This is a genomic window from Tsuneonella sediminis, from assembly GCF_051912845.1.
GTDB classification, from domain to species: domain Bacteria; phylum Pseudomonadota; class Alphaproteobacteria; order Sphingomonadales; family Sphingomonadaceae; genus Tsuneonella; species Tsuneonella sediminis.
Genome location: NZ_JBNCBU010000002.1, coordinates 1 through 14,005, shown reverse-complemented (window position 1 = coordinate 14,005; position 14,005 = coordinate 1). Strand labels below are relative to the sequence as shown.

Here is a 14,005-nt window from a genome sequence, read left to right as displayed (position 1 = left end):
TGAATGTACCCCCACGGTCCCCGTTGCCGTGGTGCTAGCGGGCAGTGCTTACCAAATAGTAACCAAGACCGGAGCCTGATCATTAGCCATGCACGCGAAGCCGCCGGAAGCCCTGACCGGCGCCGCGCGATCCCCGCTGGCGCGCGTGAAGGCAGGTGGTCGGCGCCGGACGGCCACGCGATCCGCCGCTTCGACTGGCCAGCGGGCCATGCGGCGGAACGCGGAGCGCTCCTGTTCCTCGGTGGCCGGGGCGACTTCTACGAGAAGTACCTGGAGGCCTTTGCCGACTGGCGGGAGAAGGGCTGGAGGGTCACCGCGATCGACTGGCGCGGGCAGGCAGGGTCGGGGCGGCTCGGCAACGACGCGGTCACTGGCCACATCGGGGATTTCTCGCAATGGACGGGCGACCTTGCAGCGTTCTGGGGCGATTGGACTGCGGAAGCGACCGGGCCGCGCGTCATCGTGGCCCACTCGATGGGCGCCCATATCGCGCTTCGCGCGGCGGCCGAAAGACTCGTCGCGCCCGATGCCTTCGTGCTCGTCGCCCCCATGCTGGGCATTGGCCGCCTGCCTCCGGCCGTGATGCAGACGGCCGCCCGCGTGATGGGCCGCCTTGGCGATCCGCGTCGCCCGGCGTGGAAGTGGAGCGAGAAGCCGGGCGAACCCCCGGCGGCACGCGGGGCCTTGCTGACGCACGACACGGATCGCTACGCAGACGAATTGTGGTGGCGGGCACAGCGGCCCGAGCTCGTCATGGGACCTGGAAGCTGGGGTTGGGTCGAGCGGGCCTACGCCTCGATGCGCGCACTCTCCGCGCCCGGTCTTCTTGAAACAATTACCATTCCTACTTTGATCCTGGCGACGACGGCGGACCGGCTGGTCTCGTATCGCGCGATCGCCGCCGCGGCCGCCCGCCTGCCGCTCTCCAAGATGGTCACTTTCGGCAGCGAGGCGAGCCACGAGATCCTGCGCGAGGCCGATCCGGTGCGCGATCGCGCGCTTGCCGCGATCGACCGATTTCTCGACGAAACGGTTTCCCCGCAATGACGCAGCGCTGTGCGATAGCCGTCATCGGCGCGGGCATGGCCGGGGCCAGCCTTGCCGCCGAACTCGCGGCGCTGGGCGCAGGGCCGGTCGTGCTGCTCGAGGCAGAGGACCGGCCAGGGTATCATACTACGGGTCGCTCCGCGGCATTCTGGGAGGAATGCTACGGCGGTCCCGACGTGGTTCCCCTGACCCTGGCCTCCGGACGCTGGCTGCGTGAGCGCGGATTTCTCAGTCCGCGCGGCGCGCTCTACGTCGGGCGGGCCGCGCACGAACAGGCGCTCGGCGCCTTCATGGAAACTTTTGCCGGCACCGGGGTGACTATCGAGCGACTGGGGCGCAGCGGGCTGGAAGAACGCCTGCCGGGCGTGCGCCCGGCCTATACCGGTGCCGTCTGGGAGCCGGCCTGCGCCGACATCGACGTCGCGGGTGTCCACCAGCATTACCTGGCAGCCGCAAAGCGAGGCGGCGTCGAGCTTCGCACGCGGTGGCGCGTGGTTTCGGCGCAGCGCGAGCGCGAAGGCTGGCTGCTCGAGAACGACCGCGATGAAACGCTGCGCGCCGATGTGGTGGCCAACGCGGCGGGCGCATGGGCCGATACTTTCGCCGCGCTCGCCGGTGCCGGTCCCCTCGGCATCCAGCCGCTTCGCCGCACCGTCACGCAATTGCGCACCGACCCCGTGCCGCCCGCCGACCTGCCGCTCGTACTCGACATCGAGGGCAGGTTCTATTTCAAGCCCGAGAGCGGGCGGTTGTGGCTCAGTCCGCACGATGAGGAGCCGTCTCCCCCGTGCGATGCCGCGCCGGAAGAACTTGCGGTGGCGCAGGCCATCGACCGGTTCGAGCGCGTCGTGGACTGGCGCGTCAGGGCGGTCGAGCGCAAGTGGGCGGGCCTGCGCAGCTTCGCGCCCGATCGCCTGCCCGTCTACGGGTTCGACAGGAGTGCGCCCGGGTTTTTCTGGTTCGCGGGGCAGGGCGGCTTCGGAATTCAGACCGCGCCGGCCGCGGCCCGCCTGGGCGCCCAGCTGCTGCTTTCCAGGCCGCGCGACGCCATGACCGAGATGCTCGACGCCCGGCTTTACGATCCGCGCCGCTTCGACTCGACAGGCGGCTGACAGAAGTTAAGCTGGTCCCGCCACGCAAACGGGAGACGCGGGGATGGGCCACCATTTCAAGATCAAGAAGAACAAGGGCGGCGAGTACGTCGCTTATTTCATGTACAATTCCGAGACCATGTTCTGGACCGAGGGCTACAGCTCGAAGGCGAGCGCGAAGAACGCCATCGAATCGATCAAGAAGAACGGGCCGGGCGCGGAAACCGTCGACGAGAGTTAGGCGTCGGCCGCGACCGCATCGGCCGCCGCGCAGGCGAGCGCATCGGCACGCTCGTTTTCAGGATGACCATCGTGGCCCCTCACCCATATCCAGCTGACCTGGTGCGGCTTGGCCGCGGCGATCAGCTCGTGCCACAGGTCCGCGTTGCGGACCGGTTGCCTGCTCGCATTCTTCCAGCCGTTCTTCTGCCAGCCGTGAACCCACTTGGTGATTCCGTCGAGCACGTATTTGCTGTCGGAATGCAGTGCAATCTCGCACGGTTCGATCAGCGCCTCGAGCGCCTTGATCGCGGCAGTCAGCTCCATCCGGTTGTTGGTCGTGTCGCGCTCGCCGCCCGACAGCTCCTTTTCGTGGCGGCCCATGCGCAGGATCGCGCCCCAGCCGCCGGGACCCGGGTTTCCCTTGCAGGCCCCATCGGTGAAAATCTCGACCTTCTTCATGATTCGAAGGCCGTTTGCCCCGCGCCCCTGTAGAAATGCAAGCGGCGCACGAAGGCCATCGGGTCCTTTCGTGTCACAAGTGCGTCGGCCGGAGTGGCGATCCAGTCCTCGGCGCGGCTGGCAACGAAACGCAGGCACGCTCCCTGCGCCAGAACGGGGAGCGCGGCGCGTTCCGCGTCCGACAGCGGCCGAACGCTCTCGTATCCCTCGACGAGCGCGGCGGCGACCGCGGGGCTGTACTGCGTGCCGTCGAGCGCGAATGCCCAGGCAGCGTGAGTGACCGCGAGGTCGTAGGCCATCGCCTCGGTGCAGGCGAAGTAGAAGTCTATCATGCCGGTGACCCGGTCGCCGAGCATGAGCACGTTGTCCGGGAAGAGATCGGTGTGACAGACTGCTTCGGGAAGGTCGCATGGCCAGGCGCTCGCCAGCCGTCGGGCGATGCTCGCGGTCTCGGGGAGTGCCGGATCGATCGCCGCCAGGGCGTCTTTGCCGCAGGCTTCCAGAGCCCGCGCGCTGTGGGCGATGTCAAGGGTGTTGGCCCGCGATGCGATGAAGTCCGCCGCCGCGAGATGGGTCTGCGCGAGCGCCGCGCCCACCGCGTGCGCCTGTGCGGGGGTGGGACGGTCCACCGAAACGCCGGGAAGGAACTCGATCAGCGCGACCGCCTTGCCCCCGACATGGCGAAAGGCCGCGCCGTCACGATCGTGGATCGTGCGCGGGACCGCGCATCCGCGCGCCGAAAGATGGTCCAGCAAGCCCAGGAAGAAGGGCAGGTCGCTTGCCTCTATCCTTCGTTCGTACATGGTCAAGATGAACCGCCCCGCGCCGGTCTCGACGAGCCAGTTCGAGTTTGAGACGCCCTCGGCGATGCCCTTGGCGGAGATCAGCTCCCCGACGTCGTAGGCGGCAATGAGCGCGGAAAGATCCTCGGCGGCAAGATGGGTATAGACCGCCACGCCTTCGCCCTAGTCGATGAGCTGGCGGGGTAGCTTGAAAACCATCTTCTCCTCGGCCGAAACGATCGTCTGCTCCTCGATTTCGCGCCACTGCGAGAGCCTGGCGACGACCTCGCGCACGAGGCTTTCCGGCGCCGAAGCTCCCGCCGTGAGACCCAGCGTACCCACGCCTTCGAGCCATGCGGGATCGATGTCGCCTGCCCGCTGGATCAACTTCGCGTCGGTGCCCATCCGTTCTGCCACCTCGACTAGCCGGAGCGAATTGGACGAGTTGGGGGCACCGATCACCAGCACGAGGTCGCTGCCCGGCGCGATCGCCTTGACCGCTGCCTGCCGGTTCGAGGTCGCGTAGCAGATGTCCTCCGCCTTGGGGCCGACGATATGCGGAAACTTCGCCTCGAGCGCGGCGACGATCTCGCGCGTGTCGTCGACCGAAAGGGTCGTCTGGGTGAGGAAGGCAAGCGGTTCGTCAGCGGCAAAATCGAGCGCGGCCACGTTCTCGACGGTCTCGACGAGTGAGATCGAACCGGCCGGTACCTGGCCCATCGTGCCAATCACTTCGGGATGACCGGCATGGCCGACGAAGACGATATGGCGTCCGGCCTCGATCTGGCGTTCGGCCTGGCGATGAACCTTGCTCACCAGCGGACAGGTCGCGTCGACCCACATCATCTCGCGGCGGGTGGCCTCGGCGGGCACGCTCTTGGGCACTCCGTGGGCGGAGAACACGACCGGGGCGCCGTCGGGCACCTCGTCGAGCTCCTCGACGAAGATGGCGCCCTGCGCTTTCAGCGAATCGACGACATACTTGTTGTGGACGATCTCGTGGCGGACGTAGACCGGTGCGCCGTAGCGTTCGATCGCGCGCTCGACGATCTCGATGGCGCGGTCGACCCCGGCGCAGAATCCCCGCGGCGCCGCGATCAGCAGCGTGAGCAGCGGCTTGCCCGCGGGCTCGGCAATCGGGCGTTCCTGAAAGGGGGCGTTCATACCCGGCCCCCTAGCGCTTCGCTGCGAGCGCCGCTAGGGCGGCGGCTCAGAGATTTGATCGGGACCGAACCTGCCATGACCACCCGCCTTCGCCTTTCCGCCATGCTCATGTTGGGTGCCGCCCTCGCGGGCTGCAAGTCCCAGGGAGAACTGGTGGTCGACCAGGGTGTGGGCATCACCGCGGTGCGGACCGCGTGTCCGGCGGTTGGCGTGCCCGATTACACCGGCGACGTGACGACCTTCCGCGTGCCCGGCGATACCTCGGCCGCGAACATGGACGTGACCGCCGCGATCACCAACGTGCGTTCGACCTGCGACGATGGATCGCCCCGGATCTACACCAACGTCACCTTCGACGTTCTCGCCCGCCGGACCGACACCCGGGGCGCGCGCACCGTGACGCTGCCCTATTACGCGGTGGTGCTGCGCGGGGGTTCGTCGGTGGTCACCAAGCGGGTCGGCGAAGTGACGCTGAGCTTCGCCGACGGTCAGGATCGCGCGCAGTCAAGCGCGCAGGCCGGCGCCTATGTCGAACGCGCCGAAGCGACGCTGCCGTCCGATATCCGCGACCGGATCACCCGGAGGCGCAAGGCCGGCGACGAGGACGCGGCGATCGATCCGCTTACCGACCCCGAGGTCAAGGCCGCGGTTGCGCGTGCGACTTTCGAGGTGCTGGTCGGATTCCAGTTGACCGAGCAGCAGCTGGCTTACAACGCGACCCGGTGATTCTTCCCGGACTTGCGCTTTGGCCCTGATGGGCTAGTCGCGCCGCCATGTCCGATCCCCAGACTCTCCACGCCGCCTTCGCGGCGCGCATCGCCGCCGTTCTCGGGGCGCTCGAGGCCGAAGGCGCGCTGCCGCCCGGGTCCGCGAGCACCGCGGTGACCGTCGAGCCGCCGCGCGATCCCGCGCACGGAGACCTTGCCACCAACGCCGCGATGGCGCTGGCCAAGTCCGCGGCGACCAATCCGCGCGCGCTGGCGGAAAGGATCATCGACCATCTCAAGCGCGATCCGGCGGTTACCAGCGCCGAGATCGCCGGTCCCGGCTTCATCAACCTTCGGCTCGCCGACGCCGAATGGCTCGGCGAACTGCGGGTCATGGCGCGCCTCGGTGCCGACTACGGGCGCTCGAAGAAGGGCGCGGGACGGCGGGTCAACGTCGAATACGTCAGTGCCAACCCGACCGGTCCGATGCACATGGGGCATTGCCGGGGCGCGGTGGTGGGCGATGCGCTGGCGAGCCTGCTCGAATTCGTGGGCCACCCGGTGACCCGAGAATACTACGTCAACGACGCGGGCAGCCAGGTCGACACGCTCGCCCGTTCGGCACACCTTCGGTACCGCGAGGCGCTCGGCGAGGATATCGGCGAGATTCCCGAGGGCCTCTATCCCGGCGACTATCTTGTGTCCGTGGGCCAGGCGCTCGCGGAGGAATTCGGCGACCGGTTCGTGGGCGCGCCCGAGGCCGACTGGTTGCCCGAGTTCAAGGCAAGAGCGGTCGCCGCCATGATGGACATGATCCGCGACGATCTTGCGCTGCTCGGCATCCGGCACGATGAATTTGCCAGCGAAGCTGCATTGCAGGCAGCGGGCAAGCCAGACGAAGCCGAGGCCTGGATGCGCGCGCACGACCTCGTCTACGACGGCGTGCTCGAGGCGCCCAAGGGCAAGACTCCCGAGGACTGGGAGCCGGTCGAGCTGCCATTGTTCCGCGCCACGAGGTTCGGTGACGACCAGGATCGTCCAATCCGCAAGAGCGACGGCAGCTGGACCTATTTCGGCGCCGATCTCGCCTATCACATGCAGAAGGCCGCCGACGCAGACGAGCTGATCGACATCTGGGGCGCCGATCACGCCGGAACGGTCAAGCGGATCAAGGCTGCGGTCGCCGCGCTCGCGGAAGGGCAGGGGCGGGCGATCCCGTTCGACGTCAAGCTGGTCCAGATGGTCCAGCTGCTGCGGGGTGGCGAACCGGTCAAGATGTCCAAGCGCAGTGGCACCTTCGTGACCCTGGCCGACGTCGTGCGCGAGGTCGGCAAGGACGTCGTTCGGTTCACGATGCTCACCCGCAAGCCTGACGCGCAGATGGAATTCGACTTCGCCAAGGTGGTCGAGGCCTCGAAGGACAACCCGGTCTTTTACGTCCAGTACGCCAGCGCGCGGATCCATTCGACTCTGCGTAAAGGGGCAGCCGAAGGGATAGAACCCGGACCGGCGGCGCTCGGCCGGCTTGGGCAGGAGGAACTGGCGCTGGTGAAGCTCGCCGCGCAGTTCCCGCGCGCGGTCGAGGCCGCGGCAGCGGCGCGCGAGCCGCACCGGATCGCGTTCTTCCTCTACGACCTTGCAGCCGCCTTCCATGCCTACTGGAACCTGGGCAACGACGCGCCGGACAAGCGGTTCATCGTTGCCGACGACCGCGAACTGACGGCGGCCCGGCTGTTCCTTGCCGCACAGATCGGGTTAGTTATCCGTAACGGTCTTGCGCTATTGGGGGTCGAGGCCGTCGAGGAGATGTGACGATGATCGCAGGCGAAAAAGACGATTACGCCGCCGACGACCAGCTAACACTGGCCGACGACGACGAGCGTTTGCCCTGGCTCGAATCGGGTGACGAGGACGACGAGGACGAGGGCGTCGACAGCGGGCGCATAATCGGCTTCGCGATCCTTGCGCTGCTGGCGCTCGCGGCTTTCATCGGCGGAATCTGGTGGTTCGGGAATCGCGGCGACACTTCCGAGGTCGTCGCCGACGGCAGCACGATCGAGGCGCCCGACAGCCCGTACAAGACCAGGCCCGCCGAACCGGGCGGCAAGCAGTTCGAAGGGACCGGCAACCTTGCCCCGGCGGTCGGCGAGGGCCGCGAGACTGAGGGCCGGATCGCGGATCGCAAGCCGGCTCCCGCTGCCACGCCCGCCGCCAGCCAGTCGCCAGCGGCCGAACCCGCAAGCGCACCCGCAGCGGCGAGCGGAACCGTGGTCCAGGTAGGCGCCTACTCGAGCAAGGCCGATGCCGAGGCCGGCTGGCAGAAGCTGCAACGCCAGACCGAGCACCTTGCCGGCGTCTCGCACCGCGTCGTCCAGGGGCAGGCCGACATCGGCACCGTGTACCGCTTGCAGGCGCTTGCAGGCGATGCGGCCGCCGCAAGCCGGCTGTGCACCGCGCTCAAGGGTGACGGGGTGGCCTGTCAGGTGAAATGAGCCGATTTCCCTTCGCGCTCGAAGGGGGATAGCGCTGCCGGTCTGCTTGCGGCGGGTTCGCTTTCCTGCGAATCTCGGGCCATGACACCGGCGATATTCGGCCTTTCGGGACTGGGACTGACCGCTGACGAGCGGGCGTTCTTCCGCGAGAGCGATCCGGCGGGCTACATCCTGTTCGGCCGCAACATCGACACGATGGACCAGGTCCGGGCGCTTACCGACGACCTGCGTTCCCTCCACGGCCGCGATCGTCTGCTGGTCAGCGTCGACCAGGAGGGCGGCCGCGTCGCGCGGATGCGCCCCCCGCACTTCAGCGCTTTTCCTGCCGGCGCGGCGTTCGACGCACTCTACGACGTCGCCCCGTCCTCGGCGATCGCCGCTGCTCGCGCCAATGCCCAGGCGATGGGGCTGGAGCTCGCCGAGGCGGGGATCACCGTCGATTATCACCCACCGCTCGACGTTCGCCATCCCGGTGCGCACGATGTGATCGGCGACCGGGCATTCGGCAGCGAGCCGCTGCGGGTGGCGGCGCTGGGCCGCGCGACGCTTGAGGGACTGGCACTCGCCGGCGTCGCGGGATGCATCAAGCACATGCCGGGACACGGGCGTTCGACGTGCGACACGCACAAGGAACTGCCCACCGTTACCGCGAGCGAAGCCGAACTGGAAACCGACATTGCCCCGTTCCGCGCATTGAAGGATGCGCCTATTGGAATGACGGGCCACCTTGTCTTCACCGCGTGGGACCCCCATCGCCCGGCAACCCAGTCGCCCACCGTGATCCGGGAGGTAATCCGCGGGAAGATCGGTTTCGAAGGACTGCTGCTGACCGACGATCTCGACATGGAGGCTCTGACCGGCAGCGTGCCTGAGCGGGCCGAGACCGCGGTGCGGGCGGGATGCGACCTCGCGCTCAACTGCTGGGCGAAGATGGACGACATGGTGGGGATCGCCGACCGCCTGCCGGCGCTGTCCCATGAGGCCGCGGCCCGCCTCGACCGCGCGCTGGCCGGGACCGGGACTAAGCCGGAAGGCGACAAGGCCGAACTGCTTGCCACGCGCGACACGCTCCTTGCCCTCGTCGGAGCGAACGCGTGACCGAAGATGCCCTGATCCTCGACCTGGGCGATCAGCCCGACGGCGACTGGAGCGGGCCGGGCGCCGCGCCCGCCGACGAGACCGCGCTCTATCTCGAACTCGACAACTGGGAAGGGCCGCTCGACCTCCTGCTCGATCTCGCGCGGCGGCAGAAGGTCGACCTGAAGGCGATCTCGATCCTCGCGCTGGTCGACCAGTACATCGCCTATATCGAGCGAGCCGAGGCACTCAGGCTCGAGCTCGCCGCAGACTATCTCGTGATGGCCGCGTGGCTGGCCTATCTCAAGTCGGCCCTGCTGCTGCCCAAGGACGAGCAGGAGGATCCAAGCCCGGAAGAACTCGCGCTGCGGCTCCAGTTGCGGCTCGCACGGCTCGCCGCGATGCGCGAGGCTGCGGCCCGGTTGATGGCCCGCGACCGACTGGGGCGCGACGTGTTCCGGCGGGGTGCGCCCGAAGGCCTCCGCACCGATCGCAGAACGCTGTGGCAGTGCGACTGGTTCGCGCTCGTGCAGGCCTATGGCCAGGTCAACGCGCGCACCGCGCCGGTCGTCCACATGGTGCGTGAGCGTCCGGTGATGACCCTCGATTCGGCTCTCGACCGGGTTTCGGCGATGCTCGGGGTCACGCTCGACTGGATGGAGCTTCGCCAGTTCCTGCCGCCGCACGCCGAGCCGCGGCTGCGCAGGTCGGCGCTCGCCTCGAGCTTTGTGGCCGCGCTGGAACTCGCTCGGCTGGGCAAGGCGGAACTGGCACAGGATACGGCGTTCGGCCCGCTACGTCTGCGTCGGGTTTCCGCGTGACCGACACCGCGCCTGCCCGGCCCGGCGAACTCGAGCGGGCGATCGAAGCGACCCTGTTCGCCGCCGAGGAGCCAATGACCCTTGCCGCGCTGGCGAGCCACCTCGGAGGGGCGGCCGCGGGCGATGTTCGCGATGCCCTGAAAGCTCTTGCCGCTCAATACGACGGGCGAGGGGTGAACCTCGTCGAGCGCGGCGATCGCTGGCATTTCCAGACCGCGCCCGATCTCGCCCACGTGCTGCGGCGCGAGCGCGAAGCGGTCCGCCGGCTCAGCCGCGCGGCGACCGAGGTTCTTGCGATCGTGGCCTATCACGAACCGGTCAGCCGGGCCGAAATCGAGGCGATCCGGGGGGTGCAGACATCAAGCGGCACGCTCGACGTGCTGATGGAAGCAGGCTGGGTGCGCGTCGCGGGCCGGCGCGAAGTTCCCGGCCGCCCGGTAATCTACGCGACGACGCCAGACTTTCTCGACCACTTCGGCCTGTCGTCGCGCAAGGACCTGCCGGGTATCGATGAGCTGAAGGCGGCCGGCCTGCTCGATCCGGTGGAAGATGCGTTCGAGGCGCTCACCTCGGGCGAAGACGAGGAAGCCGATGCCGAGGCTGGCAATGAAGCGGCCGATCCCCTAGATTAGCGCCCAAGGAGATTACCATGGGTTCGTTTTCCATCTGGCACTGGCTGATCGTGCTGCTGGTCGTCCTCGTCCTGTTCGGAAAGGGCCGGGTGGGCGACATCATGGGCGAGTTCGGCAAGGGCATCAAAAGTTTCAAAAAGGGCATCGCCGACGACGAGGCCGACGCGAACGCCAAGGCCGCGGCCGCCAAGCCCGTCCACAGCCTCGAAGGGCCGCACCACGACGCGAAGCCTGCCGGTGAGGCGACCAAGGAGCCGCACCCCGGCGCCGAACACCGCGACTGACCGGCGGCTGCTGCGCGCGCGAAAGGCTGATCCATGTTCGGAATAGACTGGCAGGAACTGCTGGTCATCGTGTTCGTCGCGGTGCTCGTGATCGGTCCGAAGGACCTGCCGAAGGCGATGCGAACCGCCGGGCGCTGGATCGGCAAGATACGCCGCACCTCGAACCATTTCCGTGCAGGGGTCGAGGCGATGATCCGCGAGGCCGAGCTCGAGGAGATGGAAAAGAAATGGGCCGAGCAGAATGCCCAGATCATGGCGCAGGTGCCGCAGGTTGACCTGTCCGATCACGAGATGAAGCCGCTGCCGGGGGCCGTCGATCCGTCGTCCGCCGGGTCGGCAGAAGCAGCGCCGACACCGCTGCTGCCCGAAGATCGCTCGGCCGGCGACGAGCCGCCTTCGAACGACGAACCCCAGCTACCGCTTCGCTGATGGCCTTCAAGCTTTCCGATATCGACGAGACGCAGGCCCCGTTGCTCGACCACCTGATCGAGCTTCGCACCCGGCTGCTGCGTGCCTTTGCGGCGTTGATCGTCGCCTTCTTCGCATGCTTCTATTTTGCGCAGGACATCCTCGCCTTCCTCGTCCAGCCGCTGCTCGACGCCGGGCAGAACAAGCTGATCTACACCAAGCTCTACGGCCAGTTTTTCGTCGAACTGAAGGTGGCCCTGTGGGCGGCCTTCTTCATCGCCTTCCCGGTGATCGCGAACCAGCTCTGGGCGTTCATCGCGCCCGGGCTCTATGCGAAGGAGAAGAAAGCCTTCCTGCCTTTCCTGCTGGCGACGCCGGTCCTGTTCATTGCCGGCGGCGCGCTCGCCTATTTCGTGGTCATGCCGACCGCGTTCCACTTCTTCCTGGGGTTTCAGGGGACGCAGGGCGGCGTGGAGATCGAGGCGCTGCCGAATAGCGAGGATTACCTCAGCCTGGTGATGCAGTTCATCCTCGCCTTCGGGCTGGCGTTCCTGCTCCCGGTGCTGCTGCTGCTGCTCAACACGGCCGGAATCGTCAGCCGGGCAAGCCTCGTCAGCGCGCGGCGCTACATGATCGTCGGCGCCTTCGTGATCGCCGCAGTCGCCACGCCGCCCGACGTCATCAGCCAGCTGATGCTCGCCGGGCCGCTGATCCTCCTGTTCGAGGGCGCGCTGCTGGTGATGCACTTCACCGAGAAGCGGGCGACCGCTGACCGGGACGGCGGTGGCATCCCTCGCGAGCCTGCGGAAGACGCCGCTCCTCCCGCGTAGGGGACATAGACCGTCAGGGGGTCAGCGCCCCTTCCACTGCCCTTCGCGCTTCTCGATGAACGCCGCCATGCCCTCGGCCTTGTCCTCGGACGCGGCGAGGATCTGGAAGATGCGGCGTTCGATGACCAGGCCCTGGTCGAGCGTGGTCTCGAACGCTGCGTTGACCATTTCCTTGTTGGCGATCGCGGCCATCGGCGGCATCGCCGCGATCGTCGCGGCGGTCTTCAGCGCTTCGGCCAGCAGATCGGCATGCGGCACCACGCGCGCGACGAGGCCGCTGGCTTCCGCCTCCTCGGCATCCATCATCCGGCCGGTAAGGCACATTTCCATCGCCTTCGCCTTGCCGACCGCGCGGGTCAGCCGCTGGCTGCCGCCCATGCCCGGCGCCACGCCCAGCTTGATCTCGGGCTGGCCGAACTTCGCCTTGTCCGATGCGATGATGAAGTCCGCCATCATCGCGAGCTCGCACCCGCCACCCAGAGCAAAGCCGTTCACCGCCGCGATCCACGGCTTGCGGGTCGCCTTGACGAGATGGCTGGTCCAGCGGGCGAAGAAATCGTCGAGGTAGAATTCGGCCGACGGCTTGTCAGCCATCTCCTTGATGTCGGCCCCGGCTGCAAACGCCTTGTCGCCCGATCCGGTCAGCACCGCGCAGCGCTGTCCGTCGTCGGCTTCGAACGCCGCGAACGCCGCGATCAGGTCCTCGAGCACCTGCGAGTTCAGGGCGTTCAGCGCCTGGGGACGGTTGAGGGTGATCAGCGTGACCGCGTCGCGCTGCTCGGCGGTGATCGTTTCGTAAGTCAAAGCGGCTTCCATTCCTCTTCGGGGGGGAGGGGGGCGAAGATTTCGTCGAGCAGCTCCTCGCTCACACCCTCCGGGGTTGCCGGGCTCCACTTCGGGTCACCGGTCTTGTCGACGATGACCGCGCGCACCCCTTCGGCAAAATCGGGACGCATCAACACGCGGCTGGCGATGCGGTACTCCATCGCCATGTTGTCGGCGAAATCGGTCATCTGCGCGCTGGTCGCTAGCTGGCGCAGCGCGACCTTGCAGGTCTGCGGGCTCTTGGTTCCCAGCGTGTCGCGCTCCTTCTGGGCCCAGTCGCTATCGTCCGCCTCGAGGCTGGCGAGGATGTCCTCGTAGCGGTCGGAGCGGAAATGACGCGCGATCTTGTCGGCGTTGTCCTCGATCCGCGCCCTGGGCGGAGTGCCCGGCATCTCGGCGAGGATGCCGGAAATGCGGCCCGGCCTTTCGATGATGCGCGCCTTGGCATCGGCGATCATCTCGCTCGGGAGGTAATGGGTCGCGATCCCCGCCCACAGGCACTCCGCCCCGTCGAGCCGCGCACCGGTGAGCGCCAGGAACTGTCCCAGCCGCCCGGGCAGCCGCGAAAGATGCCAGCCGCCGCCCACGTCGGGAAACAGGCCGATGCCCGTTTCCGGCATCGCGAAGCGGGTGTTCTCGGTCGCCACCCGGTAGCGGCACGGCAAGGCAATCCCGACGCCGCCGCCCATCGTGATGCCATCCATGAACACCGCGATCGGCTTGGGATAGGTCATCATCTGGTGATTGAGCTGGTATTCGTCGTGGAAGAACCTGCGGCCCGACACCCCGCCGTCGTTGAGCGCGGAGTGGCGCAGCAGGTTGATGTCGCCGCCGGCGCAGAACCCGCGACCCTCGGCGTGATCGAGGATGACAGCCTCTACTCCGTCGTCGCTCGCCCATTCGGCCAGCGCCGCGCTCATCGCGTGGCACATGTCGAGGGTGAGCGCGTGCAGCGCCTTTGGCCGGTTGAGCGATATGTGGCCCACCGCGCCGTGGCGGTGGATCAGGATGTCCTCGGTATTCATTGCCGGATCAGGTCCCGGCCGACGATCATGCGCATGACCTGGTTGGTTCCTTCTAGGATCGAGTGGACGCGCAGATCGCGCCAGAAGCGCTCGATCGGGTAGTCCTTCAAGTAGCCGTAGCCGCCGAACAGCTGGAGCG

At 67.7% G+C, this 14,005-nt stretch carries 18 protein-coding genes; 12 read left to right on the top strand and 6 right to left on the bottom strand.

The features are described 5' to 3' along the window. Positions 1-3 precede the first annotated feature (3 nt). The 3 genes from ACPV3N_RS10680 to ACPV3N_RS10670 are packed head-to-tail and all read left to right on the top strand — an operon-like array spanning position 4 to position 2,379. A complete protein-coding gene (locus ACPV3N_RS10680) occupies positions 4-1,047 on the top strand; it encodes an alpha/beta fold hydrolase (RefSeq protein WP_440117581.1) in 1,044 nt (347 codons plus the stop codon). Further along, positions 1,044-2,159, top strand: coding sequence for an NAD(P)/FAD-dependent oxidoreductase (locus ACPV3N_RS10675; protein ID WP_440117579.1), 1,116 nt, complete (start codon positions 1,044-1,046; stop codon positions 2,157-2,159). Before ACPV3N_RS10680 ends, ACPV3N_RS10675 begins: the two co-directional genes overlap by 4 nt. Before the next feature lie 43 nt (positions 2,160-2,202). Further along, positions 2,203-2,379, top strand: a complete 177-nt coding sequence (locus ACPV3N_RS10670; RefSeq protein WP_440117577.1) for a YegP family protein — start codon at positions 2,203-2,205, stop codon at positions 2,377-2,379. On the opposite strand, the gene rnhA is transcribed toward ACPV3N_RS10670, so the two are convergent. The 3 genes from rnhA to ispH are packed head-to-tail and all read right to left on the bottom strand — an operon-like array spanning position 2,376 to position 4,765. Then, positions 2,376-2,819 carry a ribonuclease HI gene (gene rnhA, locus ACPV3N_RS10665; RefSeq protein WP_440117575.1) on the bottom strand — a complete coding sequence of 148 codons (444 nt, stop codon included), beginning with the start codon at positions 2,817-2,819 and terminating at the stop codon, positions 2,376-2,378. The two genes, ACPV3N_RS10670 and rnhA, sit on opposite strands and share 4 nt — an antisense overlap. Next, positions 2,816-3,775 carry a homoserine kinase gene (gene thrB, locus ACPV3N_RS10660; protein WP_440117573.1) on the bottom strand — a complete coding sequence of 320 codons (960 nt, stop codon included), beginning with the start codon at positions 3,773-3,775 and terminating at the stop codon, positions 2,816-2,818. The genes rnhA and thrB overlap by 4 nt, the downstream gene beginning before the upstream one ends. Positions 3,776-3,784: 9 nt before the next feature. Beyond that, the gene (gene ispH, locus ACPV3N_RS10655) at positions 3,785-4,765 is read right to left on the bottom strand and encodes a 4-hydroxy-3-methylbut-2-enyl diphosphate reductase (protein WP_440117571.1); all 981 of its coding nucleotides are present in this window, start codon (positions 4,763-4,765) and stop codon (positions 3,785-3,787) included. 75 nt (positions 4,766-4,840) lie between these two features. On the opposite strand from ispH, the gene ACPV3N_RS10650 reads away from it, so the two are divergent. The 9 genes from ACPV3N_RS10650 (at position 4,841) to tatC (ending at position 12,016) form a co-directional block, all read left to right on the top strand. Beyond that, positions 4,841-5,491: a hypothetical protein gene (locus ACPV3N_RS10650; protein ID WP_440117569.1), complete on the top strand. Its 651-nt coding sequence runs from the start codon at positions 4,841-4,843 to the stop codon at positions 5,489-5,491. A 47-nt stretch (positions 5,492-5,538) separates the two neighbouring features. Further along, positions 5,539-7,284 carry an arginine--tRNA ligase gene (gene argS / locus ACPV3N_RS10645; RefSeq protein ID WP_440117567.1) on the top strand — a complete coding sequence of 582 codons (1,746 nt, stop codon included), beginning with the start codon at positions 5,539-5,541 and terminating at the stop codon, positions 7,282-7,284. A 2-nt stretch (positions 7,285-7,286) separates the two neighbouring features. Then, positions 7,287-7,964 (top strand): SPOR domain-containing protein, encoded by a 678-nt coding sequence (locus ACPV3N_RS10640; protein WP_440117565.1) that lies wholly within the window; start codon positions 7,287-7,289, stop codon positions 7,962-7,964. 81 nt (positions 7,965-8,045) lie between these two features. Continuing rightward, entirely contained in the window at positions 8,046-9,062 is a 1,017-nt protein-coding gene (nagZ, locus tag ACPV3N_RS10635) for a beta-N-acetylhexosaminidase (RefSeq protein WP_440117563.1), read from the top strand. Further along, positions 9,059-9,862: a segregation and condensation protein A gene (locus ACPV3N_RS10630; RefSeq protein ID WP_440117561.1), complete on the top strand. Its 804-nt coding sequence runs from the start codon at positions 9,059-9,061 to the stop codon at positions 9,860-9,862. The genes nagZ and ACPV3N_RS10630 overlap by 4 nt, the downstream gene beginning before the upstream one ends. Next, on the top strand, positions 9,859-10,494 hold the full coding sequence (gene scpB, locus ACPV3N_RS10625) for an SMC-Scp complex subunit ScpB (protein ID WP_440117559.1): 636 nt from the start codon (positions 9,859-9,861) through the stop codon (positions 10,492-10,494). Before ACPV3N_RS10630 ends, scpB begins: the two co-directional genes overlap by 4 nt. Before the next feature lie 17 nt (positions 10,495-10,511). After that, on the top strand, positions 10,512-10,778 hold the full coding sequence (locus ACPV3N_RS10620) for a twin-arginine translocase TatA/TatE family subunit (RefSeq protein ID WP_440117557.1): 267 nt from the start codon (positions 10,512-10,514) through the stop codon (positions 10,776-10,778). A gap of 33 nt (positions 10,779-10,811) precedes the next feature. Beyond that, positions 10,812-11,207, top strand: coding sequence for a Sec-independent protein translocase protein TatB (tatB, locus tag ACPV3N_RS10615; RefSeq protein WP_440117555.1), 396 nt, complete (start codon positions 10,812-10,814; stop codon positions 11,205-11,207). After that, positions 11,207-12,016 (top strand): twin-arginine translocase subunit TatC, encoded by an 810-nt coding sequence (tatC, locus tag ACPV3N_RS10610; protein ID WP_440117553.1) that lies wholly within the window; start codon positions 11,207-11,209, stop codon positions 12,014-12,016. Before tatB ends, tatC begins: the two co-directional genes overlap by 1 nt. Positions 12,017-12,037: 21 nt before the next feature. On the opposite strand, the gene ACPV3N_RS10605 is transcribed toward tatC, so the two are convergent. From ACPV3N_RS10605 to ACPV3N_RS10595, 3 genes are all read right to left on the bottom strand, one after another. Then, on the bottom strand, positions 12,038-12,832 hold the full coding sequence (locus ACPV3N_RS10605; protein WP_440117551.1) for an enoyl-CoA hydratase-related protein: 795 nt from the start codon (positions 12,830-12,832) through the stop codon (positions 12,038-12,040). Continuing rightward, entirely contained in the window at positions 12,817-13,866 is a 1,050-nt protein-coding gene (locus tag ACPV3N_RS10600) for an enoyl-CoA hydratase/isomerase family protein (protein WP_440117549.1), read from the bottom strand. The genes ACPV3N_RS10605 and ACPV3N_RS10600 overlap by 16 nt, the downstream gene beginning before the upstream one ends. Then, positions 13,863-14,005 (bottom strand): acyl-CoA dehydrogenase family protein (locus tag ACPV3N_RS10595; RefSeq protein ID WP_440118006.1); only part of this gene is annotated, 143 nt, incomplete at its 5' end. The genes ACPV3N_RS10600 and ACPV3N_RS10595, both read right to left, overlap by 4 nt.